Consider the following 25,791-nt stretch of genomic DNA (forward strand, 5'->3'; position numbering starts at 1 on the left):
GAACTCAGAAGTGAAACGCCGTAGCGCCGATGGTAGTGCGGGGCCTCCCCACGCGAGAGTAGGAAACTGCCAGGCATTCAGTTTGGTACCTGCCCGCGAGGGCAGACACCGGTTATCAGCGAGACTCCGCTGGTAGCAGCAGTATTCGGTGGTGCGGTAGTTCAGTCGGTTAGAATACCGGCCTGTCACGCCGGGGGGCGCGGGTTCGAGTCCCGTCCGCACCGCCACCCTAATTTAGGGGCGTAGTTCAATTGGTAGAGCACCGGTCTCCAAAACCGGGTGTTGGGGGTTCAAGTCCCTCCGCCCCTGCCAGAAAAAAACAATGCCGAAGCAAAGGATTGTTTTCCTGCTATCCAATAAAAAAGGCCGATTGGATCAGCCTCGTTTTAGCCCTCACTCACGCCTGTCAGCGCGCCAGTACGGGAAACTTAAGCAACTGCCGAATGTGCGCCTGCTGATCGCTGTTCTGCAGCCATACCGCATATAACGGACGCACGGCTACTGGCGTATCCGGAATTATCATCAGATCACTGTACAAGCTGTGCCAGAAGTCCGGTAAAAAGGCGCATGCGCCTGTCGTATAAAGCAGCTCGCGCGTCATCTGTGCCGAAGTGGTGGTCAAAACCGGCACATCATCGCCGCCGGAGAGGTAGCTCTCATGCTGATGAAAATCAGCGCCCCATTCCAGCTTGATATAGTCATACTTTTCTCGTTTTTCAGTTTTACGCGCCCGGAAAAGCGCCAGAGAGATATGGCCAATCTGTTGGCTGGTCAGCTCATCCATTTTGGGCGCTTCAGTCGTAATCAGCAGATCAAGCTGCCGTTCATGAAGTTGCTTAACCAGCAAATGACGCTGCGCTACGCGCGCTTCAAGATGCAGACTCTCCCGGTCCTCATAGAGCGTTTGCAGCCACGGCGTCAGATAAGCCTCCCACAGCGACGCACTGGCCCCTATCGACAGCTCATGGTGCTGCTGCGTATGCGATACCTCTTTCTTCGCCATCAGCCAAGTACTCATCAGACTTTCCGCATAGGGCAGCAGGCGTTTGCCTGCCGATGTCAGACGTATGTTATTGCGGTGACGAGTAAAAAGGTTAACGCCCAGCTGATTTTCCAGCTGACGGATGCGAAAACTGACGGCGGACTGCGTGAGATAAAGTGCTTCGGCAGCGCGCCCGAAATGGCGAGTTCTGCTCACTTCCAGGAAAGTTTTCAGTAATTCCGTATCCACAGTTTTCTCCCAAAATGTTTGTCGTATAGATTTAAATGTTTTGTTTTACACTCTGTCAAGCCTATCTAATACTCCGCGCCATTAATAGCTCGGCCATAAGAGAATCAGGAGCGTGTAAGATGGCGGAAAGCTTCTCAACCACAAATCGTTTCTTTGATAACAAACATTATCCGCGCGGGTTCTCGCGCCATGGTGACTTCACCATTAAAGAAGCCCAACTGCTGGAACGTCATGGTTTCGCCTTCAACGAACTCGATTTAGCGAAGCGTAAGCCGATAACCGCAGAAGAACATCAGTTTCTGGAAGTATGTCGTGGATTGCGTGAGCCGCAAACCGAAGCTGAGCGAGTATGGTTTAAATATACTGCTCGCATTAAGCGTCCGAAGCGCTTTCACACCCTGTCAGGCGGCAAGCCGCAGATGGACAGCGTGGAAGATTACAGCGACAGCGATGATTAAACAGAATGGGGCGTTAAGCTCCATTTTTTATTCCAGGTTACGATGCAGATAAATCTTCAGCCTATCAGATCAATAGTACGATAGCCCATCGCCTCCTGAAGATGCATACGGCCAATACTCTCCGCGCCGGTCAGATCGGCAATAATGCACGCGACCCTCAGAATACGCTGCCAAGCGCGTACGGAAAGCCCCAGCTGATTAAGTATTGTCTCTAGCCTCTCCTCATCATCCTTAGCAATATCGCACCATTTTCTAATCTCTCGGTTATTGAGATGCGCATTGATTTTCCCTTCGCGCGCCAGCTGCTGATCGCGCGCCGCTGTTACACGTTCACCTACGCTGGCTGAGCTCTCCCCGGCAGCTGGTCGATTGCTCAAGGTTCCGCTCGGCAGCAGAGGTACCTCTATCGACAGACCAAGCGATCGAGGAAAGGTCCGGAAAGCTTCCTTAAATAGCGCAGCGCCTGCTGAGGCGAACAGCGACAGTGCTGACCCTGATAATGTCCGGTTGGGCTGGGATTCTCCACACCTATCGCCGCCCGGGTCAGTACTCTGGATAGTGTCATAACCGCTCCTTAATGCAGCGATGGTGAACTACTCGCGGCAAGGGGGCTACTGCGGATAGTCACAATGCTAAGGCCCGCCGAAATAAAGAGGGCGCTAATACAGCCAGCTACATTTTTCTTCAGCACTGCTCGCAAATTGACTGTTTATGGTTGTGGCACGGTCGTGATGAATATTTATCACCATCTAGAATAAGCCTTGCTTTACAGCGGGATATCGTCTGGCGGCGCGCGCAGGCATAAAAAAATCTGATGGAAAAGTTGTCACGGCACCCGTAACTGTGATAGGTCTGTAGGTATTACTTCGAACAAATGAAAAAATAGACAACAGATGAAAGCCCTTCTACAAGTGGTTAGCCTAGTCGTGATTAGCATGGTGGTAATTATTAACCCATCGTGCGGGGCTATGCTTGGAGAAAGAAAGGCTTAAAAAATCAAGCCTGGAATTCGAAAACCCCCGCACCGAAAGGTCCGGGGGTTTTTTTCGACCAGTGCAAATATCAGGCTAATTACCGGGGAGCAAACAGTGAGCAGTAGCATAAGATTCTGTTGTTCCCCTAAGGATACAGGAGAATAACACATGACAGGTGCACAGTGGGTAGTTCAGGCTTTACGCGTGCAGGGTGTCGAAACCGTATTTGGCTATCCTGGCGGCGCCATCATGCCAGTGTACGATGCGCTCTACGATGGCGGCGTGGAACACCTACTGTGTCGTCATGAACAAGGCGCGGTGGTTGCGGCGATCGGCTATGCCCGCGCGACCGGAAAAACCGGCGTCTGCATCGCCACCTCCGGGCCTGGCGCGACGAACTTAATCACCGGTCTGGCCGACGCAATTATGGACTCCGTACCGGTCGTCGCCATCACCGGGCAGGTCTCTTCGGCGTTTATCGGCACCGACGCCTTTCAGGAGATTGACGTATTAGGCCTGTCGCTGGCCTGCACTAAACACAGCTTTCTGGTTGAATCGCTGGATGATTTGCCCTCCGTAATGGCGGAAGCCTTCGCCATCGCGCAGTCAGGCCGTCCCGGCCCGGTATTGGTTGATATTCCAAAAGACATTCAAATCGCCAGCGGCGAGTTGACGCCGCACTTGCTGCCGGTTGAAGAACAGACCGCGCATTCGCCACAGCATATTGAAGAAGCGCGCGCGCTAATGGCGCAGTCGCAAAAGCCGATACTCTATATCGGCGGCGGCGTCGGCATGGCGCAGGCAGTGCCCGCGCTGCGCGCAATGGCGCAGCAGACCGGCATTCCCATGGTTTGCACGCTGAAAGGGCTGGGCAGCGCCGATAGCGAAAGCGACGTTTACCTTGGCATGCTCGGCATGCACGGCACCAAAGCGGCCAACCTTGCAGTTCAGTCCAGCGATCTACTGATCGCCGTCGGCGCGCGCTTCGACGACCGCGTGACCGGCAAGCTGGACACCTTCGCGCCGCACGCCAGCGTCATCCATCTCGATATCGATCCGACGGAGCTGAACAAACTGCGCCGCGCCCACGTCTCGTTGCAGGGCGATCTGAATCAGATGCTGCCGGCGCTGAGCATGCCGCTGCACATCGACGGCTGGCGTAGCGAAGTCAAAGCGATGAAGGCGGAATTCACCTGGCGCTACGATCATCCCGGCGAGGCGATCTATGCGCCCCTGCTTCTGAAGCAGCTGTCAGACCGCCTGCCGGTCAGCTCCGTGGTTACCACCGACGTCGGCCAGCACCAGATGTGGACCGCGCAGCATATGAACTTCCGCGCACCGGAGAACTTCATCACCTCCAGCGGCCTCGGCACCATGGGCTTCGGCCTGCCGGCCGCGGTCGGCGCGCAGGTCGCCCGTCCTGACGATACCGTGATCTGCATATCGGGCGATGGGTCGATCATGATGAACATTCAGGAACTGGGCACCATCAAGCGCAAAAAGCTGCCGGTAAAAATCCTGTTGCTGGATAACCAGCGTCTCGGCATGGTGCGCCAGTGGCAGCAGCTCTTTTTCGATGGTCGCTACAGTGAAACAATTCTGACCGACAATCCCGATTTTCTGACGCTGGCCAGCGCGTTCGATATTCCCGGCCAGCGTATTACCCGTAAAGACGAGGTCGACGCCGCACTTGATGCTCTGCTGAACAGCGAAGGTTCCTACTTCCTGCATGTTGCGATTGATGAGCATGAAAACGTCTGGCCACTGGTGCCGCCTGGCGCTAGCAACGCAAACATGATGGAGAAAACCGTATGAACCAGCATCAATTGTCTATCGAAGCCCGCTTTCGTCCTGAAATATTGGAGCGCATTTTACGCATCGTCCGCCATCGCGGCTTTCAAGTCTGTGCGATGAATATGGCAACAGTGGCTAACGCCGAGAATGTGAATATCGAAATGACCGTTGCCAGCCAGCGTTCAGTCGATTTGCTGTCTTCGCAGTTAAGCAAACTGATGGATGTCGCGTGCGTCCAGATCCAACAACATGCAACACAACAAATCCGCGCTTAGTCGCGAAAGGAAATAAGAATGAGCACGAAGAAAGCAGACTTTATTTGGTTCAACGGGGAGATGGTAAAGTGGGAAGAGGCGAAGGTCAGCGTCATGTCTCACGCGCTGCACTACGGCACGTCCGTGTTCGAGGGCGTGCGATGCTACGACTCATACAAAGGCCCGGTCGTATTCCGCCACCGTGAACACATGCAGCGTCTGCACGACTCCGCCAAAATCTACCGTTTCCCGTTGAAATACAGCGTTGAAGAGCTAACGGAAGCGACCCGCAAAGTGCTGCGTGACAACAATCTGAAAAGCGCCTACATCCGTCCGCTGGCGTTTGTTGGCGACGTGGGCCTGGGTGTCAACCCGCCGGACGGCTACACTACCGACGTAATTATTGCCGCCTTCCCGTGGGGCGCCTATCTAGGCGCGGAAGCGCTGGAGAACGGCATCAACGCTATGGTCTCCTCCTGGAACCGCGTTGCACCGAACACCCTGCCGACCGCGGCCAAAGCGGGCGGCAACTACCTCTCCTCACTGCTGGTGGGCAGCGAAGCGCGCCGCCACGGCTATCAGGAAGGCATCGCGCTCGACACCAACGGCTACATCTCCGAAGGCGCGGGCGAAAACCTGTTCGAAGTGAAAGACGGCATCCTGTTTACGCCGCCGTTTACCTCTTCCGCACTGCCGGGCATCACCCGCGACGCCATCATCAAGCTGGCGCAGGATCTGGGTATCAAAGTGCGCGAGCAGGTGCTGTCGCGCGAGTCGCTCTATCTGGCTGACGAAATCTTTATGTCCGGCACCGCCGCCGAGATCACTCCGGTGCGCAGCGTCGACGGCATTCAGGTGGGCGAGGGCAAGCGCGGCCCGGTAACCACGCAAATCCAGAAAGCCTTCTTCGGCCTGTTCACTGGCGAAACCGAAGACAAATACGGCTGGCTGGATCAGGTTAACCCATAATAAGACAGTAACGTGGGTGCAGCAGTGCCCGCGTCATTTTTCAGACTGGAGTAAACAGAGCATGCCTAAGTACCGTTCCGCCACCACCACCCATAGCCGCAACATGGCAGGTGCCCGTGCCTTGTGGCGCGCGACAGGAATGACCGACGCCGATTTCGGCAAGCCGATTATCGCCGTGGTCAACTCATTCACCCAATTTGTTCCAGGCCACGTACACCTGCGCGATCTCGGCAAGCTGGTCGCCGAACAGATCGAAGCAGCGGGCGGCGTGGCCAGAGAGTTCAACACCATCGCGGTGGATGACGGGATCGCCATGGGCCATGGCGGCATGCTCTATTCACTGCCGTCGCGCGAGCTGATCGCCGACTCGGTAGAATATATGGTTAACGCGCACTGCGCCGACGCCATGGTCTGTATCTCCAACTGCGACAAAATCACTCCGGGGATGCTGATGGCGTCCCTGCGCCTCAATATTCCGGTGATCTTCGTTTCCGGCGGACCGATGGAAGCGGGGAAAACCAAACTCTCCGAAAAAATCATTAAGCTGGATCTGGTCGACGCGATGATTCAGGGCGCCAACCCCAACGTCAGCGACGCCGACAGCGAGAAGATCGAACGCTCCGCCTGTCCGACCTGCGGCTCCTGCTCCGGCATGTTCACCGCCAACTCGATGAACTGCCTGACCGAAGCGCTGGGCCTTTCGCAGCCGGGCAACGGCTCGCTGCTGGCGACCCATGCCGACCGCAAAGAGCTGTTTATCAATGCCGGCAAGCGCATCGTGAGCCTGACCAAGCGCTATTATGAGCAGGATGACGAGAACATGCTGCCGCGCAACATCGCCACCAAATCGGCCTTTGAAAACGCCATGACGCTCGATATCGCCATGGGCGGCTCCACCAACACCGTTCTGCACCTGCTGGCCGCCGCGCAGGAAGGCGATATCGACTTCAACATCTCCGATATCGACCGTCTGTCGCGCAAAGTGCCTCAGCTCTGCAAAGTGGCGCCGAGCACCCCGAAATACCATATGGAAGATGTGCATCGCGCCGGCGGCGTAATAGGCATTCTCGGCGAGCTGGATCGCGCCGGTCTAATCGACACCAGCGCCCGCAATATTCTGCAGCAGACGATGCGCGAAACGCTCGATCAGTACGACATCATGCTGACCAAAGACCAGACGGTGAAGGATATGTTCCGCGCCGGTCCGGCGGGCATCCGCACCACGCAGGCCTTCTCGCAAAATTGCCGCTGGGACACGCTGGATGACGATCGCGCTGAGGGATGTATCCGCACCCGCGAACACGGCTATTCGCAGGATGGCGGCTTGGCGGTGCTCTACGGCAACTTGGCGGAAGATGGCTGCATCGTGAAAACCGCCGGCGTGGACAAAGAGATCCTCACCTTCAAAGGCCCGGCGAAGATTTATGAAAGCCAGGATGACGCGGTTGAGGCGATCCTAGGAGGCAAAGTAGTGGCGGGCGACGTGGTGGTTATCCGCTACGAAGGGCCGAAAGGCGGACCGGGCATGCAGGAAATGCTTTATCCCACCACCTACCTGAAGTCGATGGGCCTCGGAAAAAGCTGCGCGCTGATCACCGATGGCCGATTCTCCGGCGGTACCTCCGGCTTGTCGATCGGTCACGCCTCGCCGGAAGCGGCTAGCGGCGGCACCATCGCGCTGGTGAAAGATGGCGACATCATCGAAATCGATATCCCGAACCGCAGCATTAAGCTGGCGGTGCCAGACAACGAACTGCATGCGCGTCACGAAGAGGAAGAAGCGCGCGGCGAGGCGGCCTATACGCCGCACGGCCGCATGCGTCAGGTGTCATTCGCGCTGCGCGCCTATGCGTGTCTCGCCACCAGCGCCGACAAAGGCGCGGTGCGCGACAAGAGCAAACTGGGAGGCTAATGATGGCTGAGGCCCAACCGCTACCCGCGTCGCCCTGCGGCGCGGAATATTTGCGCGCAGTGCTGCGCTCGCCGGTGTATGAAGTCGCACAGGTGACGCCGCTGCAGAAAATGGAAAAAATTTCATTGCGTCTCGGCAACACCATTCTGGTGAAGCGCGAGGATTGCCAGCCGGTGCACAGCTTCAAGCTGCGCGGCGCCTACGCGATGATTGCCGGGCTGAACGAAGAGCAGAAAGCGCGCGGCGTGGTGACGGCGTCGGCCGGCAACCACGCGCAGGGCGTGGCGCTCTCCGCCAGCCGGCTCGGCATCAAATCGCTGATTGTGATGCCGGTAGCCACGGCGGATATCAAGGTTGATGCGGTGCGCGCATTTGGCGGTGAGGCTTATCTCTACGGCGCCAACTTCGACGAGGCGAAAGCCAAAGCGATTGAGCTGGCGGAGCAGCAGGGCTACACCTTTGTGCCGCCGTTCGACCATCCGGCGGTGATTGCCGGTCAGGGCACGCTGGCGATGGAGCTGCTGCAGCAGGACGCGCATCTTGATCGCGTCTTCGTGCCGGTCGGCGGCGGCGGGCTGGTGGCGGGCGTGGCGGTGCTGATCAAGCAGCTGATGCCGCAAATTAAGGTGATCGCTGTGGAGTCGCAAGACTCCGCCTGCCTAAAGGCGGCGCTGGAAGCGGGCGAGCCGGTGGATCTACCGCGCGTCGGGCTGTTTGCCGAAGGCGTGGCGGTGAAGCGCATCGGCAGCGAAACCTTCCGCCTGTGCCAGGAATATCTCGATGACATCATCACCGTCGACAGCGACGCTATCTGCGCGGCGATGAAAGATCTGTTTGAAGACGTGCGTGGGGTCGCGGAGCCGTCAGGCGCGCTGGCGCTGGCGGGCATGAAGAAATATATCCAGCAGCACGACATCAAGGGCGAGCGGCTGACGCATATCCTGTCGGGCGCCAACGTCAACTTTTACGGCTTGCGCTACGTCTCCGAGCGCTGCGAGCTGGGCGAGCAGCGCGAGGCGTTGCTGGCGGTGACCATTCCGGAACAGCAGGGCAGCTTCCTGAAGTTCTGCCAGACGCTGGGCGGACGGGCGGTGACTGAGTTCAACTATCGCTACGCTGATGCCAACAACGCCTGCATCTTTGTCGGTGTGCGCCTGACGCGCGGGCTGGAGGAGCGCGGCGAGATCATCAGCCAGCTTATCCAGGGCGGCTATCAGGTGGTAGACCTCTCCGATGATGAGATGGCGAAGCTGCACGTGCGCTATATGGTGGGCGGACGTCCGTCGAAGCCGCTGCGCGAGCGCCTGTTCAGCTTTGAGTTCCCGGAGGCGCCCGGCGCGCTGCTGAAGTTCCTGCAGACCCTCGGCACCCACTGGAATATCTCGCTGTTCCACTACCGCAGCCACGGTACCGACTACGGCCGCGTGCTGGCGGCATTTGAGATCAGCGACAACGAACCGCATTTTGAGACCTACCTCAACGAGCTGGGTTATGACTTCCACGACGAGGCCAACAACCCGGCGTTCCGTTTCTTCCTCGCCGGGCAGTAGCTACAGCAGGTGCCAGAAGGCGTGAATCAGCGGCTCCCCGAGCCGCTTTTTTTGTACGCACACGCCCAGCTCCAGCGGCGCCAACGATTCTACGTTCTCCAGCGTCAACACGCGATTGCGCACCTGCTCCGGGCTGTTCTCCAGCACCACGTCCGGCAGCAGCGCGATGCCGCAGCCGAGCGCCACCATCGACACAATCGCCTCATGACCCGACACCGTGGCGTAAATCAGCGGGTTGGGGATGCGGCGGCGGCGAAACCAGAGATCGATGCCGCGCCGCGCCGGCCCCTGGTCGGGCAGGATAAAGGGGATCTGCGCCCAGTCGGGCTGCTCCTGCGTCGCCTGGCTGCGAATCGGACAGGGCAGCGCCGGGGCGATCAGCACCAGTGGGATCAGGCCCAGCGGCGTAAAGTCGATGCTGGCGGGCAGCGACTCGGGACGCCCGGCGATCGCCAGATCCGCCTCGCCGGACTGCACCATCTCGATGGCGTCAGCGGCGTCGCCGGTGGTGAGCTTGATCTCCACCTGCGGATGCTCGGCGCGAAAGCGATCCAGAATCGGTGGCAGATGGCTGTAGGCGGCGGTGACCGAGCAGAACAGGCGCAGCTCGCCGCTCAGCGACGGGCCGTTGAGATCCATGACGTGGCGCAGCTGCTGGTACTGTAACAGAGTCTGCTGCGCGAACTGGCGCAGCCGCTCGCCCGCTTCGGTCAGGGTCACGGTACGGTTGTCGCGCAGAAACAGCGCGTGGCCTACATCCTCTTCAAGGCGCTGAATCTGGCGCGATAGCGTAGACGGGCTGACGTGCATGGCGCGCGCGGTGCGGCCAAAGTGGCAGCTTTCCGCCAGATGAAGAAATAGCTTCAGATCTCGTAAATCCATACGCGTTGACCCCTAAGATATTGTTGCAAATTTTGCAATGTGCCCTTGCTAATATATCAATTTAAGCAACAGATTTCCTGTCATATGATGGGGTCATTCGCGGAGCTGCTGGCAGCATCGTTACAGGACAAAAGCAAACACAACATATGACCGGAGTGCCCATGGCTAACTACTTCAACACACTGAATCTGCGCAACCAGTTAGCGCAGTTAGGCAAATGTCGCTTTATGGCGCGCGATGAATTCGCCGACGGCGCCAGCTTCCTGAAAGGGAAAAAAGTGGTCATCGTGGGCTGCGGCGCGCAGGGCCTGAATCAGGGCCTGAACATGCGTGATTCCGGTCTGGACGTCTTCTACGCGCTGCGCGCCGAAGCGATCGCCGAGAAGCGCGCCTCCTGGCGCAAGGCGACCGAGAACGGCTTTAAGGTCGGCACCTATGAAGAGCTGATCCCGCAGGCGGATCTGGTGGTCAACCTGACGCCGGACAAACAGCACTCTGCCGTGGTGCAGGCGGTGCAGCCGCTGATGAAAGACGGCGCGGCGCTGGGCTACTCGCACGGTTTCAACATTGTGGAAGTGGGCGAAACCGTCCGTAAAGACATCACCGTGGTGATGGTGGCGCCGAAATGCCCGGGCACCGAAGTGCGCGAAGAGTACAAACGCGGTTTCGGCGTACCGACACTGATCGCCGTACATCCGGAAAACGATCCGAAAGGCGAAGGCATGGCGATCGCCAAAGCCTGGGCGGCAGCCACCGGCGGCGACCGCGCAGGCGTGCTGGAATCCTCTTTCGTTGCAGAAGTGAAATCTGACCTGATGGGCGAGCAGACCATTCTGTGCGGCATGCTGCAGGCGGGCTCGCTGCTCTGCTTCGACAAGCTGGTGGCGGAAGGTCACGACGCGGCTTACACCGAAAAACTGATCCAGTTCGGCTGGGAAACCATCACCGAATCCCTGAAGTTCGGCGGCATTACGCTCATGATGGATCGCCTCTCTAACCCGGCGAAACTGCGCGCCTATGCGCTGTCAGAGCAGCTGAAAGAGATCATGGCGCCGCTGTTCCAGAAGCACATGGACGACATCATCTCCGGCGAATTCTCCTCCGGCATGATGGCAGACTGGGCCAACGACGACAAAAAACTGCTGACCTGGCGTGAAGAGACCGGCAAAACAGCGTTTGAAACCGCGCCGCAGTTCGAGGGCAAAATCGAAGAGCACGAGTACTATGATAAAGGTGTGCTGATGGTAGCGATGGTGAAAGCAGGCGTTGAGCTGGCGTTCGAAACCATGGTTTCCGCGGGCATTATCGAAGAGTCCGCCTACTACGAATCGCTGCACGAGCTGCCGCTGATTGCCAACACCATCGCGCGTAAGCGTCTGTATGAGATGAACGTGGTGATCTCCGATACCGCCGAGTACGGCAACTACCTCTTCTCCTTTGCCGCAGTTCCGCTGCTGCAGGAGTTTATGACCACACTGCAGCCGGGCGACCTGGGCAGCGCGGTCGAAGGCGCGCAGGTGGACAACGCGCAACTGCGCGACGTCAACGAAGCGATTCGCCAGCATCCGATCGAAGCGGTCGGCCGTAAGCTGCGCGGCTACATGACCGACATGAAGCGTATCGCCGTTGCTGGCTAAACGCCTGCGCCACTTTTCAGCATAAACAAACCCCGGCTTGCCGGGGTTTTTTGTCGCCGTCAGCCGTTAACGCCCTTCATACCCTCTTCGCTATAGCGCTCGCCGCCCTGCACCTGGTGATGAACCTGATTCAGCAGCGCGATATCGTCTCTTCCAGCGAGATATTCGCCGCCTGCGCATTCTCCGTCAGATAGTGAACGCGTTTGGTGTCGGGGATTGGCACCAGCTTTTCATACTGCGCCAGCAGCCAGGCCAGCGCGATCTGACCTGATGTACAGCGGAACTTCTCCGTCAGCGGGCGTACCGCTTCCAGCAGCGCGGCATAGTGGTCGAGGCTGCCCTGCAGAAAGCACGGATTTTTTTTGCGAAAATCATCCACGGCAAAGTCGCTGTTATGACGGTATTTTCCGGTCAGGAAGCTGCGTCCCAAAGGGGGATAGGCGACAAGCCCAATGCCAAGCTGCTTTAGCGTCGGCAAAATTTCCGCTTCGACGTCGCGCGTCCACAGCGAATACTCCGTCTGCAACGCGGCGACGGGATGCACCGCGTGCGCCCGACGCAGGGTGGTAGCGGAGGCTTCGCACAGCCCGACGTGGTTGATCTTGCCCTCTTGCACCAGGCGGCTGAGGCACACCATGCACTCTTCGATCGGCGTCGCCTGACTGATGCGGTGCAGGTAAAAGAGATCGATGCGCTCCACGACAAGGCGCTTCAGCGAGTCGTGGCAGCAGCAGGTGATATAGTCAGCTCGTTGTTGATGGAGCGGGCGTAGGAGGCATCGGGCGCGCGATAAATGCCGCACTTGGTGGCGATGGTCAGTCGGTCGCGCGTGGCGTTATCCAGCCCGGCCAGAAAGCGGCCGATCAGTGCTTCATTGTGACCGCGGCCATACTGGTTCGCCGTGTCGATAAAGGTCACATCCAGCTCGATCAGCTTCTGCAGCAGCAGCAGCGACTGACGTCATCCGCTTCGCCGTAAAATTCGCTCAGCCCCATCGCGCCGTAGCCAATGGCGCTGACCGGCAGTTCGGAGGTTAAATAACGGTGTCTCATTGCGCTCTTCTGTGTTCAGGTCAGATCCCGATTGTTCCAATAGGACGATACGTGAGGAATTGCCGTTTTTGTGATGCTGAAAAGGTATCAGGAAGCGGGCGGCGGGGCGTCGTCAGCGGCGCTGTCGCACAGCAGGCGTTGCGCCTGCGCACCGCCGGGCGCACGTCGTCGCACCGGGTAGCGACGCATCAGCGCCACGCCCTGGCCCCGGGCGATATGAGTCAGCATCGCCAGCGAATCCTCTGGTTCTTTGACCCGCTTCAGCGGCGTCGCCATCGCGGTAAACGCCTGCTCGCACTTATCCTAAAACGCCGGATTGGCGCTGCGCGGAAACCAGAGAAGCGGCAAGTCGTTGACCTGCTCAAGCGAAACTTGGGCGTGCTGGCTGGCGGGATGCGCGGCAGGCATGGCGAGCAGCAGCGGCTCGCGGCAGAGCCAGCGATAGTGAACGTTCTCTTCGCGGCCCGCCCCCCCCCGTCAGCGCCATATCCAGGCGATTTTGCGTCAGGCGCTGCAACAGCTGGACGGAGTTAAATCGGGCGAATCGATCTCATCACGGGCGCCCAGCTGAGCAAGCCGCGCGCCAACCGGCTTAATGCGTTCGAAATTAAGCATGCGCGTTAGGCCAATGCGCAGACGCGGCGGATTAAGCAGCGGATCGGCATGCAGGGCGCTGAGATCGCGCAGAATGCTCTCCGCCTTGCGCGCCAGCGCGCGACCCCGCCTCCGTCAGGCATACCTCGTGCGTGGTGCGGCTTACAGCTGCTGGTTCAGCCGCGCTTCCAGACTTTTGATCTGGCGCGTCAGCGGCGGCTGCGTCATGTTGAGGCGCTCGATGGCCCGGCGAAAATTCAGCTCCTGCGCGACGGCAAGAAAACACTGGAGTTGCTTAACGCTGGGAAGGTGGCGGTCGAACAGAGAGGCTGCAGTCGCCATCGCGCTTTTCCTGAGAGTGAAAAAACGCACTATAGCGCGGCATAAAAAACTCGCCCTCAGCCGGGTCGTGCGTGGTTACACCGCTTCATCGAGCGTCTGATGGCGCGTCTCTTTGCAGGCGATCGGCGTCAGCACCGCCATCGCTGCCAGATAGTAGCCTACCGCCTGCAGGCCGTAGTTGGCGTTCAGCCAGGTGGCGATATAGGGCGCCACCGACGCGCCAAGAATCGACGACAGGTTATAGGAGAATTAGGCGCCGGTATAACGCACTTCCGTCGGGAACAGCTCCGGCAGCAGCACGCCCATCGGACCGAAGGTCAGCCCCATCACGCTCAGGCCGAGCAGCAGGAAGGCCATCACCAGCGCCTGCGAGCCGGAATTAAGCATCGACGGGAGCAGGAAGGCGATAATCATCAGCGTAATCACGATCATGGTTTTACGACGGCCAAAGCGATCCGCCAGCAGACCGGCGATCGGCACCATCACGCCAAAGCCGATGACCGCCACCATCAGCATCCATAGGAAGCTGTTGCGCGAGAAGCCGAGGCCGACCGGCGCGGGTGCAGTGCCGTAGCTCATGGAGTAGACCGTCATAATGTAGAACAGCGTATAGGTCGCCAGCATGATAAAGGTGCCGAGAATGGTCGCGGTCAGATGCTTGCTTAGCAGCACAGTGATCGGCACCTGTACCTGCTTCTTCCCTTTCTGCACCTTGGCGAACACCGGGCTTTCATACAGCGAAACGTGCACATACAGGCCGATGAGCACCAGCACCGCCGAGAGGATAAAGGGCACGCGCCAGCCCCTCAGCATAAACTGCTCGTCGGTCAGCAGCCAGGAGAGCAGCAGGAAGGTGCCGTTGGCGAATGAAGAAGCCGATAGGCGCGCCGAGCTGCGGAAAGGAGCCACAAAGCGCGCGCTTTTTCGCCGGCGTGTTTTCCGTCGCCAGCAGCGCCGCGCCGCCCCATTTGCCGCCGAGGCCAAGCCCCTGGCCGAAGCGCGCCAGCGCCAGCCAGCGGTGCCGCCACGCCGATCGACTGGTAGCCGGGCAGCAGCCTGATCGCCACCGTCGAGATGCCCATGGTCAGCAGCGACGCCACCAGCGTCGCTTTACGTCCGACGCGGTCGCCGAAGTGGCCGAGCACGGCGGAACCGATCGGGCGTGCTACGATGGCGAAGGTCGCCAGCGACTGCAGCGTCGCCACGGTGTTATCGCCCTGCGGAAAAAAATATGCGGGAAAACAATGACGGCCGCGGTGGCGTAAATATAGAAGTCGAAGAATTCAATCGCCGTACCGACCAGCGAGGCCACCACGACTTTGCCGCGCGAGTTCATTGGCGTATCGTCTTGTGACTTTTTCAGAGGTTCTGTGATGGAGGCTTGCATAACTGTTTCTTAATTGTAAATAGAGACAGGGAATATTACGCACCTGCGATGCGCCATTCAACGGCGAAAACCCGCGCCAGAACAGGCTTTGTCGGCGAAAAAGTGGATAATGTACGCTGAAAAGGAATATGTGGATTAAGGCAGGGATAAGCCCGCATTTTGCAGCGGGAATCTCTATAAAAATGGCAAATAAAAGTGACGCTTCAGCTATTCATCCTGCAGATTGCACATTAAATAGCCAAAGGGAAAATTTTTCGCTATCCTTCGCCCTTTATCACGCGCGGCGATGGGAAGCGCGGCCGCCTTCCGGCAGTTGCGGATCGTCTTTATATTTCGCGGTGGCGATCCAGGCGGCGCAAAACAGCGTCAGGTGAGCAAAAAAGTAGAAGAACGCCATCAGGCCCAGCACGGAGCCGAAGGCGGCGCCGGAAGGCGAGGAGGCCAACTTCGGCAGCGTCAGCGTCATGATAAACTTAATCACCTCGAAGCCGATGGCCGCCAGCAGCGTGCCGCGCAACAGCGCCTTCTTGCGCGGCTTGTGGCGCGGCAGTATCCAGAAAATCCACAAAAACAGCATATAGTTGGCCGCGATCGAAATGGCGAGCGCAATGATGGTCATCGCCGGACGCAGCCATTCGATGTCCCCCAGCCCCAGCGCGTTGACGATCGCCGTTTGCGCCGCGCCGGCGATAGAGGTCAGCGACAGGGTGATCACCAGCGCCAGCATCAGGCCAATTAGCGACAGCAGGTCGCTCAGATATTTTTTCCAGAACTTCTCCTGATCGTCCGACTTTCGCTCCCAAACGTCGCGCGATTGCGCGCGCACCGCTTCACGCAGGTTGCCCATCCAGTTGATGCCGGAGTAGAGCGCCAGTAGCAGACCGGTGATGCCGACGGTGGCGCGCTGCTGAATGGCGGTATTCACGGTATTTTTCAATGTGGTGGCGAGCGTGGGATCGCTAATGCTGTTGACGATCTTGATGATCAGCTCCGACAGCAGATCCTGGTTCGACGCCAGCACAAAGCCGACGGCGGCGAACGACACCATCAAAATCGGGATCAGCGACAAAAATGAGAAATAGGTAATGGCCGCGCCGAACTGGCTGCCGAGGCGATCGTTAAAGCGCTCCAGCGCGCAAATAAAATGCGCCACCGCTGGAATCGCCTGAAACCAGGCGGCAAAGCGCGATACGCGATGGATAGAGCCGTCGACGGTTTTGTTGCCGGTGTGAATGTCAATCAGCGGCTTGGGCGCGTCGGCGTGAATCGAAGTTTCCTGTTTGTCCGTCATAGACCGTGATCATCCTGCTTTTAACATGAAAAAGCAATTATAGCCATTCAGGTGACATACTCCTGCTACACCTGACTCAGCCACTCCATAAACACCCGCACGCGGCGCGCTACGTCGCGCCGGTGGGGATTGAGCAGAGAAATCGGCATCGGCTTGGCGGGAAAGTGATGCAGTACCTTCACCAGCTGGCCCGACTCCAGCAGCAGCTGGATGCCTATCGCCGGCACCTGGATAATGCCCAGTCCGGCCAGACAGGCGGCGCGATAGGTTCCGGTGCTATTGACCGTCACCACGCCGCCGGTCTGCACGTAGTGGCACTGCTTGCCGTCGAAATATTCAAAGCCGAGCGACGGCTGGCCGAGCGCTGCGAGTAGTGCACCACGGCGTGCGAGGAGAGATCTTCCAGCCGCGTCGGCATGCCGAAGCGAGAAAGGTAGCTAGGGCTGGCGCAGTTGATCAAGGTATAGGTGCCGATTTTGCGCGCAATCAGGCCGGAGTCTTTCAGCTCGTCCACGCGGATCACACAGTCACAAAGCCTTCGCGGATCACATCCACCATGCGGTCGCTGCTGCTCAGCTCGATCTCTACGCCGGGACAGTGCTGAAAAAACTCCGGCAGGCGCGGCAGGATAAAATTGGTCGCCATCGCGACGGACATATCGACGCGCAGCTTGCCGCTGAGGGTGGCGGGATTGTGCTGAAACAGGCCTTCCATATCGTCGATCATCGATAGCAGATCGAGACAGCGATCGTAGTAGACCAGCCCATCCTGGGTAAGCTGAACGCGGCGCGTGGTGCGATGCAGCAGCCGTGTGCCCATCTGATTCTCCAGCGCCTGTAGCTGACGCGACACGCTGCCTTTCGGCAGGCATACACTCTCTGCCGCGCGGATGAAACTGTCCATTTTCGCCACCCGCACAAAAAACTACATTGCGTGAATTTTGTCCATGTTGTGCACCGATTGTTGTTGTAAATGAAACAGGGCTGCGTATTCCACTGCGTTTATAGATCAGTTTTTAAAGCATATCCTGCAAAGGTGTTCAATTTTGCAACAAGTAAGAAACATGAGTAATAAAATTGCAGTGATCACAGGCGCAAACCGCGGTTTAGGCAAGAATGCTGCGTTAAAACTGGCGCAGAAGGGCACGCATATCCTCTTTACCTACTGCAGTCACGAAGAAGAGACGCAGGCGGTGGTGAAGGAAATTGAGGCGCTGGGCCGCCGCGCGGTGGCGCTGCGTCTGGATGTCGGCGACAGTCGCCAGTTCGACGGCTTTGTCGCGCAGGTCAAAGTGGCGCTGGAAAAAGGGTGGCAGCGCGACCGCTTTGATTATTTAGTGAACAACGCCGGTCACGGCCACTATAAGCCGTTCAGCGAGACCACCGAAGAGGAGTTCGACGCGCTGGTTGCTGTCCCTTTTAAAGGGCCCTACTTTCTGACCCAGAAGCTGCTGCCGCTGATCAACGACGGCGGGCGCATCCTGAATATCTCCAGCGGGCTGACGCGCATGACCTATCCCGGCTCCAGCACCTACGCCTCGATGAAGGGTGCGATGGAGTTGCTGACGCGCTACCAGGCGAAAGAGCTGGGAGAGCGCCGCATTCGCGTTAATATCCTGGCGCCGAGCGCCATCGAGACCGACTTCGGAGGCGGTCGCGTGCGCGATAACAAGGAGATCAACGACACCATTGCGGCGATTACCGCGCTGGGACGCGTTGGCCAGCCGGACGATATCGGCGACGCCATCAGCGCTATTCTGAGCGATGAAACCGGCGGGATCAACGCCCAGCGCATCGAGGCGTCAGGCGGCCAGGCGCTGTAAAAAGCCAGCAGGTGAGTGCTTGCTTTGCCTACAGCGCAATAGTGCCGTCAATGACCGTCACGGTTTTGCCGCCAATCCAGATGGTGTCGCCCTCATAGCGCACCTCGATCCGTCCCTGCCGCTGAATTACCGTGCCCTGACGGGCGCGGTAATTGCGGTGCTGACCCTGGGCGGCAAAGTAGCGCGCCAGACAGGCGTTGGCGCTGCCGGTGATGGGATCTTCCGTCAGGCTGCCGTGCTCCACCAGCAGGCCGCGCACCTCATACTGCTCGCCTGCGCCGTCGGGCAGCGGACCGAACGGCATTACGCCGGTGACGCCCGCATGGGCCAGCAGGCGCTGCAAATCGCTGACCACCGGCTTGATTGCCAGCACGGCGTCGCCGCTGATCATCGGCACTAGTAAAAAGCGGATGCCCATGTCCACTACTACCGGCGTCTGCGTAGTGTCAAAGGCGCCGCTGCTCAGCGCATTGCTCATCAGCGCATCGGTAAAAGGCGTGATGGTCGCCTGCGGCGCGGCAAATGCCAGCGAGCCTTCCGCGCCGATGCGTACCGTTATGTTGCCGACGCTACACTCCTGCACGATGCTGCCGGGGTTTTTCAGCGGCCAACCCGCCTCCAGCAACGCGTGCGCCGTGTCCAGCGTGGGATGTCCGGCAAACGGCAGCTCGCCCTCTACGGTAAAAATGCGCACTCGTTAGTCGGCCTCGGGATGCTGCTGCGGCAGCACAAAGGTGGTTTCCGATAGATTGGTCCAGCGGGCGATGGCCAGCAGCTGCTCATCGCTCAGCCCCTGCGCATCCATAATGACCGCCAGCGGATTGCCGTTAAAGGCTGACGAGGTAAACACATCGACCTGCTTAAACACGACTTTCATGTATGCTCCTTTCATCAGAGAAACTCCGCCTGCGGCATTTGCGTTTATTCCGCGATAGGGTTATCAATATGTTAACAATCCCCGCAGGAGACCGTTATGCTGAAAATTCTTGGGCGCGATTCGTCAATCAACGTGCGCAAAGTGCTCTGGCTGTGTGACGAACTGGATCTCGAATTCGAGCTCGAAGAGTGGGGCGTTGCGCCAGACTCCCTGCACAAAGCGGAGTTCCTGGCGCTCAACCCCAATGCGAGGATTCCCGTCCTGATCGACGACGATCTTGTGATGTGGGAATTGAACGCCATCCTGCGCTACTTGGCCAACGCCTATGAGGGCGACTGGCTCTACCCGCAAAATCCGTGCGCCCATCGATCAGTGGATGGACTGGCAGTCCACCGAGATGAATACCTCGTGGCGCTACGTCTATATGTCGCTGGTGCGCAACTCCCCCCGCATCAGGATCCGCGCCTGCTGGCGGTGGCCTGCAAGGGCTGGTCGCACACCATGGGCATTCTCAACCAGCAGTTGGAGAAAACCGGGCACCTACGTCGCAGGCCGCAACTTTACCCTGGCAGATATCGGCGTCGGGCTGGCGGTGAACCGCTGGTTTGAAACCTCGCTGGATCATCCCACGCTGCCCGCGGTGCGTCACTACTACGAGCGCCTGACGGAAGGTCATCCCTACACCGTCTGGGGCCGCAACGGCAAACCCTGATCGTGTCCGGGCGGCAGTGCTGCCAGCTAGCAGGCGACGGCACCGGCGCGCTTCAGCGCCCAGCTGTAGCGGTCGTCAAAGGGATAGCAGCAGGAGAGGCGTAGAGCATGGTTATAGCGCTCGCTCAGCGAGTAGAGCGCGCCGGGCGTCACGCAAATCTGCTCCTGCAGTAGCCGATGGAACATCGCCAGCGTATCGACTTTCTCCGGCAGTTCAACCCAGAATACAAAGCCGCCGCGCGGCAGCGTTGCGCGCGTGCCCTGCGGAAAATAGCGGGCGATCAAACCGCGCGCCTCGTCCATATTGGCGGAGTAGCGGCGGCGCAGCGTGCGCAAATGGTGATCGTAGCCGCCGCTGGCGAGAAACTCCGCCAGGGTTTCCGACAGCAGCCGCGATCCGGCCGATACGGAAATCGGGCGCCACCGTTTTGGTGAAGCTGGTGCAGTAAATCACCCAGCCGTCGCTGTCGAACGACTTCACTGCAGGCGAGAGCTGCCAGTCGAACTGCAGCTCGTCATACAGCCCATCCTCCAGCAGCGGAACCTTGTAAGTATTCACTAGCTTCGCCAGCCGCTGCTTGTTCTGCCGCGACATGCAGTAGCCCAGCGGATTCTGCGCGCTCGGCATGGCGATCAGCGCCTGAATGCGCTGCTCCTGCAGCAGCATCTCCAGCGCGTCGAGCGACAGGCCATGCTGCGGATCGGTAGGGGTTTCCAGCGCCTTCAACCCCAGCGACGCCAGCAGTGGAAACAGGAAAAAGTAGGTCGGCGACTCCTGGCCAACGCAGTCGCCGGGCCAGGTAACGGCGCGCAGTGCCAGCTGTAGCGCCTCCATACAGCCGTGGGTCAGGGTAATCTGCTCGCTGGTCAGCGAGACGCCGGCGTGCAGCGCGCGGCGCGCAATCTCCTCCCGTAAGCGCTCACTACCTGGCGGCAGCGCATAGCGTCCGATTAGGTAGAGATCGCGCCGCAGCAGCGAGGCGGTAATGCGGCTCAGTCGCGCCGAGGGATACAGTTCGCCATCCTGCGGACAGGCGAGCGAAATATTGACGTAGTCGGGATGGTTCTACGCGGCAAATACCTGCTCGATCAGAGCGAGCTTTTCACTGCTGTGGTCTTTGATGCGCGCGCGTTGCGGCTCGGCAGGCGTGACGGCGTGCAGCACGCTGCGCACATAGTAGCCTGACTGCGGCCGTGCTTAGATCAGGCCGCGATCTTCCAGCATCTGCTAGGCATTGAGCACGGTATTGATTCTGATCTGATGCGTTTGCGCGACGCGGCGGATGGCGGGCAGCCGCTTGCCGGGCTTTAGCGTGCCCCTATGGATCGCCGCCGCGAGGCTGTCGGCAAGCTGGTGAGTGATAGAGAGGCCGATCGCCAGACGAAGTAAGGGACACAAAAGCCTCCGCAGGTCATGGGTACAATTGTCGAAAAGATAAACTGTAACCATGACAATAGTGTTTTTGTGTCTCTGTTACCAGAACTTCGCAGGCTCTAGCATGAGTAAACACTTTCCTCTGCGAGAACGCCGTGATGCTCGATCCCTCTTTTTTCAGCTACGTCACCGTGATGTCGATTACCCCAGGCCCCAATAACCTGCTGCTGGCCACCTCCGGCGTGAACTTCGGCCTACACCGCACGCTGCCGGTGATCGCCGGCGTGCTGCTCGACTGCCTGCTGCAAACCGCGCTGGCGGTACTGGTGCTGGAGTGGCTGCTGAGCTGGATTAGCGCGGTTAGGGTGCCGTTGACGCTGGCGGGCTGCGCCTATCTGCCCTGGCTGTCGTGGAAGCTGTGGCGCCCCGTCGCCCCGTCGCGGCGGGAAAAAGCGCAGCCGATGTCGATAGCGGGCGCGGTCGGCTTTCAGACGCTGAATCCCAAAGCCTGGCTGATGGCGAGCAACGTGGCGCTGCTGTGGAGCGCGCAAAGCGGTTTGCTGCCGGTAATGCTCGGCTTCGCGCTGGTGAATTTGCCCTGCATCCTGATCTGTGCGGCGCTGGGCGATCGGCTGGGAACGCACCTGCAGACAGCGTGGAAGCGCCAGCTCTTCAACAGCCGTGATGGCGCTCTCCCTGATCGCCACCACGGTGTGGATGCTGCTGGAGGCGCTGCGCTAGTCCGGCGCGCCCTCGCCGGTCTGCGACGGCCATTTCCAGTTGCGCACTTCCGGTACGTCTTCGCCATATTCGCGCACGTAGCGATAATGCTCGCCGATGCGCTCCTGCAGTGCAGGTCGTCGAGCAGTTCTGGATACTGCTCCGCCAGCCCCGACACGCGCAGAATCGCCTCCTGCGCCAGATGGTAGCGGTCCAGCTCGTTAAGCACCGTCATATCGGACGGCGTGGTGGTGGTGCCTTCTTCGTTAAAGCCGCGCACGTGGAAGTTACGGTGGTTGTTGCGCTGGTAGGTCAGACGATGCACTAGCGTCGGGTAGCCGTGGAAGGCGAAGATCACCGGCTTGTCGAGGGTGAACAGCGCGTCGAACTCCTCCTCGCTTTTGCCGTGGGGATGCTGCTCCTGCGTCTGCAGCGCCATCAAATTCACCATGTTGACCACGCGGATGCGCAGATTGGGCAGGTAGTCGCGCAGCAGATCCACCGCCGCCAGCGTCTCCAGCATCGGTACGTCGCCGGCGCACGCCATCACCACGTCCGGCTCCTCGCCCTGCGGCGTGGTGCCGGCCCAGCGCCATTTGCCCATGCCCGCTTCGCAGTGCGCGATGGCGCTCTCCATATCCAGCCACTGCGCCGACGGCTGCTTACCCGCCACAATTACGTTGATGCGATCCCAGGTGCGTAAACAGTGGTCGCCGACCCAGAATAGGGTATTGGCGTCCGGCGGCAGATAAATGCGCACGATATCCGCCTTTTTATTGGCGACGTGATCCATAAAGCCGGGATCCTGATGGCTGTAGCCGTTGTGATCCTTAAGCCAGACGTGCGACGAGAGTAGATAGTTAAGCGATGCCACCGGCTTGCGCCAGCCCAGCTTGCGCGTCACCTTCAGCCATTTGACGTGCTGGTTAAACATCGAATCGACGATATGGATAAAGGCTTCATAGCAGTTGAACAGGCCGTGGCGGCCAGTCAGCAGATAGCCTTCCAGCCAGCCCTGGCACTGATGTTCACTGAGGATTTCTATTACCCGACCATCGGCGCCAGCTTGCTCGTCATAGGATTTGATCGGCTCCAGCCAGGTGCGGCTGGTGACGTCAAACACTGGCGACAGCCGGTTCGAGGCGGTTTCGTCCGGGCCGAACAGCCGGAAATTATCTTGGTTGCGTTCAAATATCGCCGTCAGGTAGCGGCCAAACTGTTCGGTGGCCTGCGCCAGCTGCGAACCCGGCTCTTTGACGTCGAAGGCGAAGTCGCAGATATCGGGCGTATCCAGCTCGCAGTGCAGCAGGCCGCCGTTGGCGTAGGGCGAGGCGCCCATGCGCTTATCGCCCTGCGGCGCCAGCGCGCGCAGTTCTGGTTTCAGACGGCCTTGCGCGTCAAACAGATCCTCCGGCTCGTGGCCGCTGACAAACAGCGGCTCATCGCCGTAGCCGCTGAACAGCTGGTGCAGATCGTCGTCGCTGGCGCGGCCCAGAATGGTGGGGTTGGCGATCTTGTAGCCGTTCAGGTGCAGAATCGGCAGCACCGCGCCGTCGCGCACCGGGTTAAGGAACTTAATGCCGTGCCAGCTTGCCGCCAGCGGGCCGGTTTCCGCTTCGCCGTCGCCGATCACGTAGGGTACGATCAGATCCGAATGATCGAGTGCCGCGTCAAAGGCGTGCGACAGCGAGTAGCCCTGCTCGCCCCCTTCGTTGATCGATCCCGGCGTTTCCGGCGCCGCGTGGCTGGGAATGCCGCCGGGAAAAGAGAACTGTTTAAACAGCCGCTGCATCCCTTCGGCATCTTCGCTGACGTGAGGGTAGATTTCGCTGTAGCTGCCTTCAAGCCAGGTATTCGCCACCATGCCGGGGCCGCCGTGTCCAGGGCCGCAAACGTAGATCAGGTTGACATCGCGCTGGCGGATGATGCGGTTCAGGTGAACGTAAATAAAGTTAATCTCCGGCGTCGTGCCCCCCCAGTGGCCGAGCAGGCGAGGCTTGATATGCTCTGGCTGCAGCGGCTCGTGCAGCAGCGGGTTCGCCATCAGGTAGATCTTCCCGACGGAAAGGTCGTTAGCGGCGCGCCAGTAGCGATCCAGTAAGTGCAGCTCGTTGGCGGCGGTCGGTTGTGGCATCGGACATTCTCCTGGTTAGCGAAACGGTGACAGGTAAACATCTTTCCGGCTCGGGCGCCACGGGCGCAAAAAAAAAGTCTCGCCTTTGCGAGGCTTTTTCAGCAAAATACGTTACTCACTGACAACGTCGCGCGGTTTCGCGTCTTTCGTCGTTCGCCGCGCCTGGGATAACCGGCGAGTTGGCGAGCTTGAGGATGCGGCTGGTATCCGCCAGCACTTTCTCCGTCAGCGCCACGTCACCGTTGAGCTTGCGGCCCCACGAAGGCACCACGGCGCGGATGCGGCTCTGCCACTCGACGGAAGCCATCTGCTCCGGCCAGGCCTTCGCCATCAGCTCCAGCATAATCGGCGCGGCGGTAGAGGCGCCCGGCGATGCGCCAAGCAGCGCGGAAATCGTGCCGTCCTGCGAGGTGACCACTTCCGTACCGAGACGCAGCACGCCGCCCTCTTTGGCATCTTTCTTGATAATCTGCACGCGCTGGCCCGCCGTCACCAGACGCCAGTCGTCCGGCTGCGCCTCCGTGCGGTCGGCGTCGCTCTGCAACACCTGATCGACCAGGTATTTCACCAGATCGAAGTTTTTCAGCCCGACCTGCGTCATTGGCAACAGGTTGCCGCCGTTCAGCGAGCCAAACATATCCAGCAGCGAACCCTGCTTAAGGAACTTGGTAGAGAAGGTGGCAAACGGCCCGAACAGCAGCACCTGCTTGCCGTCCAGCACGCGGGTGTCGACGTGCGGCACCGACATCGGCGGCGCGCCAACCGGGAAGCCTGCATAGCCGGCGACCTCTGGAATGCCGCTTTTCTGCAGCAGCGGCAGCGCCGCGCCGCCCGCGCCGATAAAAATATTTTTCGCCTTTAGAAGGCGCGTCTCGCCCGTCGCCAGCAAATGCAGCGTCGCCTGCCAGCGGCCGTCGTTCAACCGCTTAAGATCGCGCACTTCCTGACGCAGTCGCAGACGAAAGCCCGGCTGTTTTCCAGCGAGGCGATCAGCTAGCGGGTAACTTCGCCAAAGTTGACGTCGGTGCCCATCTCCGTCTAGGTCGCCGCCACTTTTTGCTGGCGGTCGCGCCCTTTCATCACCAGCGGGATCCACTCGGCAATATGCTGCGGATCTTCGGAATATGCCATGCCGCGGAACAGCGTGCTTTTTTGCAGCGCCTGATAACGCTTGCGCAAGAAGGTGATGTTCTCGTCGTCCCATACGAAACTCATGTGCGGTGTGCTGTTGATAAAGGTTTCCGGCTTGCGCAGGTGGCCTTTCTGCACCTGATAGGCGAGGAACTGACGGGAAATCTGGAAAAATTCGTTGATCGTCACCGCTTTCGTGATGTCGATGCTGCCGTCCGCCTTTTGCGGCGTATAGTTCAGCTCTGCCAGCGAGGCATGGCCGGTACCGGCGTTGTTCCAGCCGTTAGAGGACTCTTCCGCCACGCTATCCAGCTGCTCGACCATCTCGACGGTCTAGTCCGCCTCCAGCTCCTTGTAGCCAGGCGCCCAGCGTCGCGCTCATCACGCCCGCGCCGATCAGCAGCACGTCAACGTCGTTACGCTCGGACATCTGCGGTTTTTCCGTGCCAATGGCGCTCATCGCGAGCGTAAGGTTTACTACTGTATTGCACATGAGGCGAGATCTCCTCTCTCTGTGTTGAACTGATTCTCAATAGGTTCGCAGGCGAAATAGTCGCGCTTCTCAGAAGCGCGTTGAGCTATTTCTCAAAGGTTAAGACTCAGGTTCGTTTAAGCGGGATGTAGGTTAACTGCACGTTATGCTTTGTCTGTTGAATATAATATTCTCGTCTCTGGTTTAAACATTTGTTTATTT

At 59.2% G+C, this 25,791-nt stretch carries 12 protein-coding genes, 2 tRNA genes, 1 rRNA gene and 11 pseudogenes; 14 read left to right on the top strand and 12 right to left on the bottom strand.

Annotation, left to right across the window (positions count from 1 at the left end):
• The 3 genes from rrf to EIO60_RS13520 form a co-directional block, all read left to right on the top strand.
• Positions 1-75: ribosomal RNA gene (gene rrf / locus EIO60_RS17180) — 5S ribosomal RNA — on the top strand; the annotation flags it as partial.
• Between the two features lie 75 nt (positions 76-150).
• Positions 151-227, top strand: a tRNA-Asp gene (locus EIO60_RS13515).
• 9 nt (positions 228-236) lie between these two features.
• Positions 237-312 (top strand) — tRNA-Trp (locus EIO60_RS13520).
• Positions 313-406: 94 nt separating this feature from the next.
• On the opposite strand, the gene hdfR is transcribed toward EIO60_RS13520, so the two are convergent.
• The gene (gene hdfR / locus EIO60_RS13525; protein ID WP_258577101.1) at positions 407-1,231 is read right to left on the bottom strand and encodes an HTH-type transcriptional regulator HdfR; all 825 of its coding nucleotides are present in this window, start codon (positions 1,229-1,231) and stop codon (positions 407-409) included.
• Positions 1,232-1,350: 119 nt separating this feature from the next.
• Between hdfR and EIO60_RS13530 the strand changes: the two genes are divergently transcribed.
• On the top strand, positions 1,351-1,689 hold the full coding sequence (locus EIO60_RS13530) for a MaoP family protein (RefSeq protein ID WP_258577102.1): 339 nt from the start codon (positions 1,351-1,353) through the stop codon (positions 1,687-1,689).
• A 27-nt stretch (positions 1,690-1,716) separates the two neighbouring features.
• Here the strand turns inward: EIO60_RS13530 and EIO60_RS13535 are convergent.
• Positions 1,717-2,221 (bottom strand): annotated as a pseudogene (locus EIO60_RS13535) (magnesium chelatase subunit ChlI family protein); the annotation flags it as partial.
• Positions 2,222-2,582: 361 nt separating this feature from the next.
• On the opposite strand from EIO60_RS13535, the gene ilvL reads away from it, so the two are divergent.
• From ilvL to ilvA, 6 genes are all read left to right on the top strand, one after another.
• On the top strand, positions 2,583-2,681 hold the full coding sequence (gene ilvL / locus EIO60_RS13540; RefSeq protein ID WP_258577103.1) for an ilv operon leader peptide: 99 nt from the start codon (positions 2,583-2,585) through the stop codon (positions 2,679-2,681).
• A gap of 150 nt (positions 2,682-2,831) precedes the next feature.
• Positions 2,832-4,478, top strand: coding sequence for an acetolactate synthase 2 catalytic subunit (ilvG, locus tag EIO60_RS13545; protein WP_258577104.1), 1,647 nt, complete (start codon positions 2,832-2,834; stop codon positions 4,476-4,478).
• Entirely contained in the window at positions 4,475-4,732 is a 258-nt protein-coding gene (ilvM, locus tag EIO60_RS13550; protein WP_258577105.1) for an acetolactate synthase 2 small subunit, read from the top strand. Before ilvG ends, ilvM begins: the two co-directional genes overlap by 4 nt.
• Positions 4,733-4,750: 18 nt before the next feature.
• Complete coding sequence (locus EIO60_RS13555; RefSeq protein ID WP_258577106.1) at positions 4,751-5,680, top strand: branched-chain amino acid transaminase; 930 nt, start codon at positions 4,751-4,753, stop codon at positions 5,678-5,680.
• A 61-nt stretch (positions 5,681-5,741) separates the two neighbouring features.
• Positions 5,742-7,592, top strand: a complete 1,851-nt coding sequence (gene ilvD, locus EIO60_RS13560) for a dihydroxy-acid dehydratase (protein WP_258577107.1) — start codon at positions 5,742-5,744, stop codon at positions 7,590-7,592.
• Positions 7,592-9,142, top strand: a complete 1,551-nt coding sequence (ilvA, locus tag EIO60_RS13565) for a threonine ammonia-lyase, biosynthetic (protein ID WP_258577108.1) — start codon at positions 7,592-7,594, stop codon at positions 9,140-9,142. Before ilvD ends, ilvA begins: the two co-directional genes overlap by 1 nt.
• On the opposite strand, the gene ilvY is transcribed toward ilvA, so the two are convergent.
• Entirely contained in the window at positions 9,143-10,024 is an 882-nt protein-coding gene (gene ilvY / locus EIO60_RS13570) for an HTH-type transcriptional activator IlvY (protein ID WP_258577109.1), read from the bottom strand.
• Between the two features lie 161 nt (positions 10,025-10,185).
• Here ilvY and ilvC point away from each other — a divergent pair, with 161 nt between their 5' ends.
• Positions 10,186-11,661: a ketol-acid reductoisomerase gene (gene ilvC, locus EIO60_RS13575; RefSeq protein ID WP_258577110.1), complete on the top strand. Its 1,476-nt coding sequence runs from the start codon at positions 10,186-10,188 to the stop codon at positions 11,659-11,661.
• A gap of 59 nt (positions 11,662-11,720) precedes the next feature.
• Here ilvC and EIO60_RS13580 read toward each other — a convergent pair.
• The 5 genes and pseudogenes from EIO60_RS13580 to EIO60_RS13610 form a co-directional block, all read right to left on the bottom strand.
• Positions 11,721-12,713, bottom strand: a pseudogene (locus EIO60_RS13580) (aldo/keto reductase).
• Positions 12,714-12,899: 186 nt separating this feature from the next.
• A pseudogene (locus tag EIO60_RS16905) lies at positions 12,900-13,649 on the bottom strand (LysR family transcriptional regulator); the annotation flags it as partial.
• A 75-nt stretch (positions 13,650-13,724) separates the two neighbouring features.
• Positions 13,725-15,036 (bottom strand): annotated as a pseudogene (locus EIO60_RS13600) (MFS transporter).
• Between the two features lie 274 nt (positions 15,037-15,310).
• Positions 15,311-16,327 (bottom strand): inner membrane protein YhjD, encoded by a 1,017-nt coding sequence (yhjD, locus tag EIO60_RS13605; protein ID WP_258577113.1) that lies wholly within the window; start codon positions 16,325-16,327, stop codon positions 15,311-15,313.
• A gap of 65 nt (positions 16,328-16,392) precedes the next feature.
• A pseudogene (locus tag EIO60_RS13610) lies at positions 16,393-17,230 on the bottom strand (LysR family transcriptional regulator).
• A 160-nt stretch (positions 17,231-17,390) separates the two neighbouring features.
• Here EIO60_RS13610 and EIO60_RS13615 point away from each other — a divergent pair.
• Positions 17,391-18,149, top strand: coding sequence for an SDR family NAD(P)-dependent oxidoreductase (locus tag EIO60_RS13615; RefSeq protein ID WP_258577114.1), 759 nt, complete (start codon positions 17,391-17,393; stop codon positions 18,147-18,149).
• Positions 18,150-18,177: 28 nt separating this feature from the next.
• Here EIO60_RS13615 and EIO60_RS13620 read toward each other — a convergent pair.
• A pseudogene (locus EIO60_RS13620) lies at positions 18,178-19,026 on the bottom strand (PhzF family protein).
• 96 nt (positions 19,027-19,122) lie between these two features.
• On the opposite strand from EIO60_RS13620, the pseudogene EIO60_RS13625 reads away from it, so the two are divergent.
• Positions 19,123-19,738: pseudogene (locus EIO60_RS13625) on the top strand (glutathione S-transferase family protein).
• A 26-nt stretch (positions 19,739-19,764) separates the two neighbouring features.
• Here the strand turns inward: EIO60_RS13625 and EIO60_RS13630 are convergent.
• Positions 19,765-21,118, bottom strand: a pseudogene (locus tag EIO60_RS13630) (aminotransferase-like domain-containing protein).
• Between the two features lie 152 nt (positions 21,119-21,270).
• Here EIO60_RS13630 and EIO60_RS13635 point away from each other — a divergent pair.
• A pseudogene (locus EIO60_RS13635) lies at positions 21,271-21,853 on the top strand (LysE family translocator).
• Here the strand turns inward: EIO60_RS13635 and EIO60_RS13640 are convergent.
• Positions 21,850-23,966 (bottom strand): annotated as a pseudogene (locus EIO60_RS13640) (phosphoketolase family protein). The pseudogenes EIO60_RS13635 and EIO60_RS13640 overlap by 4 nt on opposite strands.
• 115 nt (positions 23,967-24,081) lie before the next feature.
• Positions 24,082-25,590, bottom strand: a pseudogene (locus EIO60_RS13645) (malate:quinone oxidoreductase).
• Positions 25,591-25,791 lie beyond the last annotated feature (201 nt).

Source organism: Candidatus Pantoea persica (genome assembly GCF_013753875.1).
GTDB classification, from domain to species: domain Bacteria; phylum Pseudomonadota; class Gammaproteobacteria; order Enterobacterales; family Enterobacteriaceae; genus Pantoea; species Pantoea persica.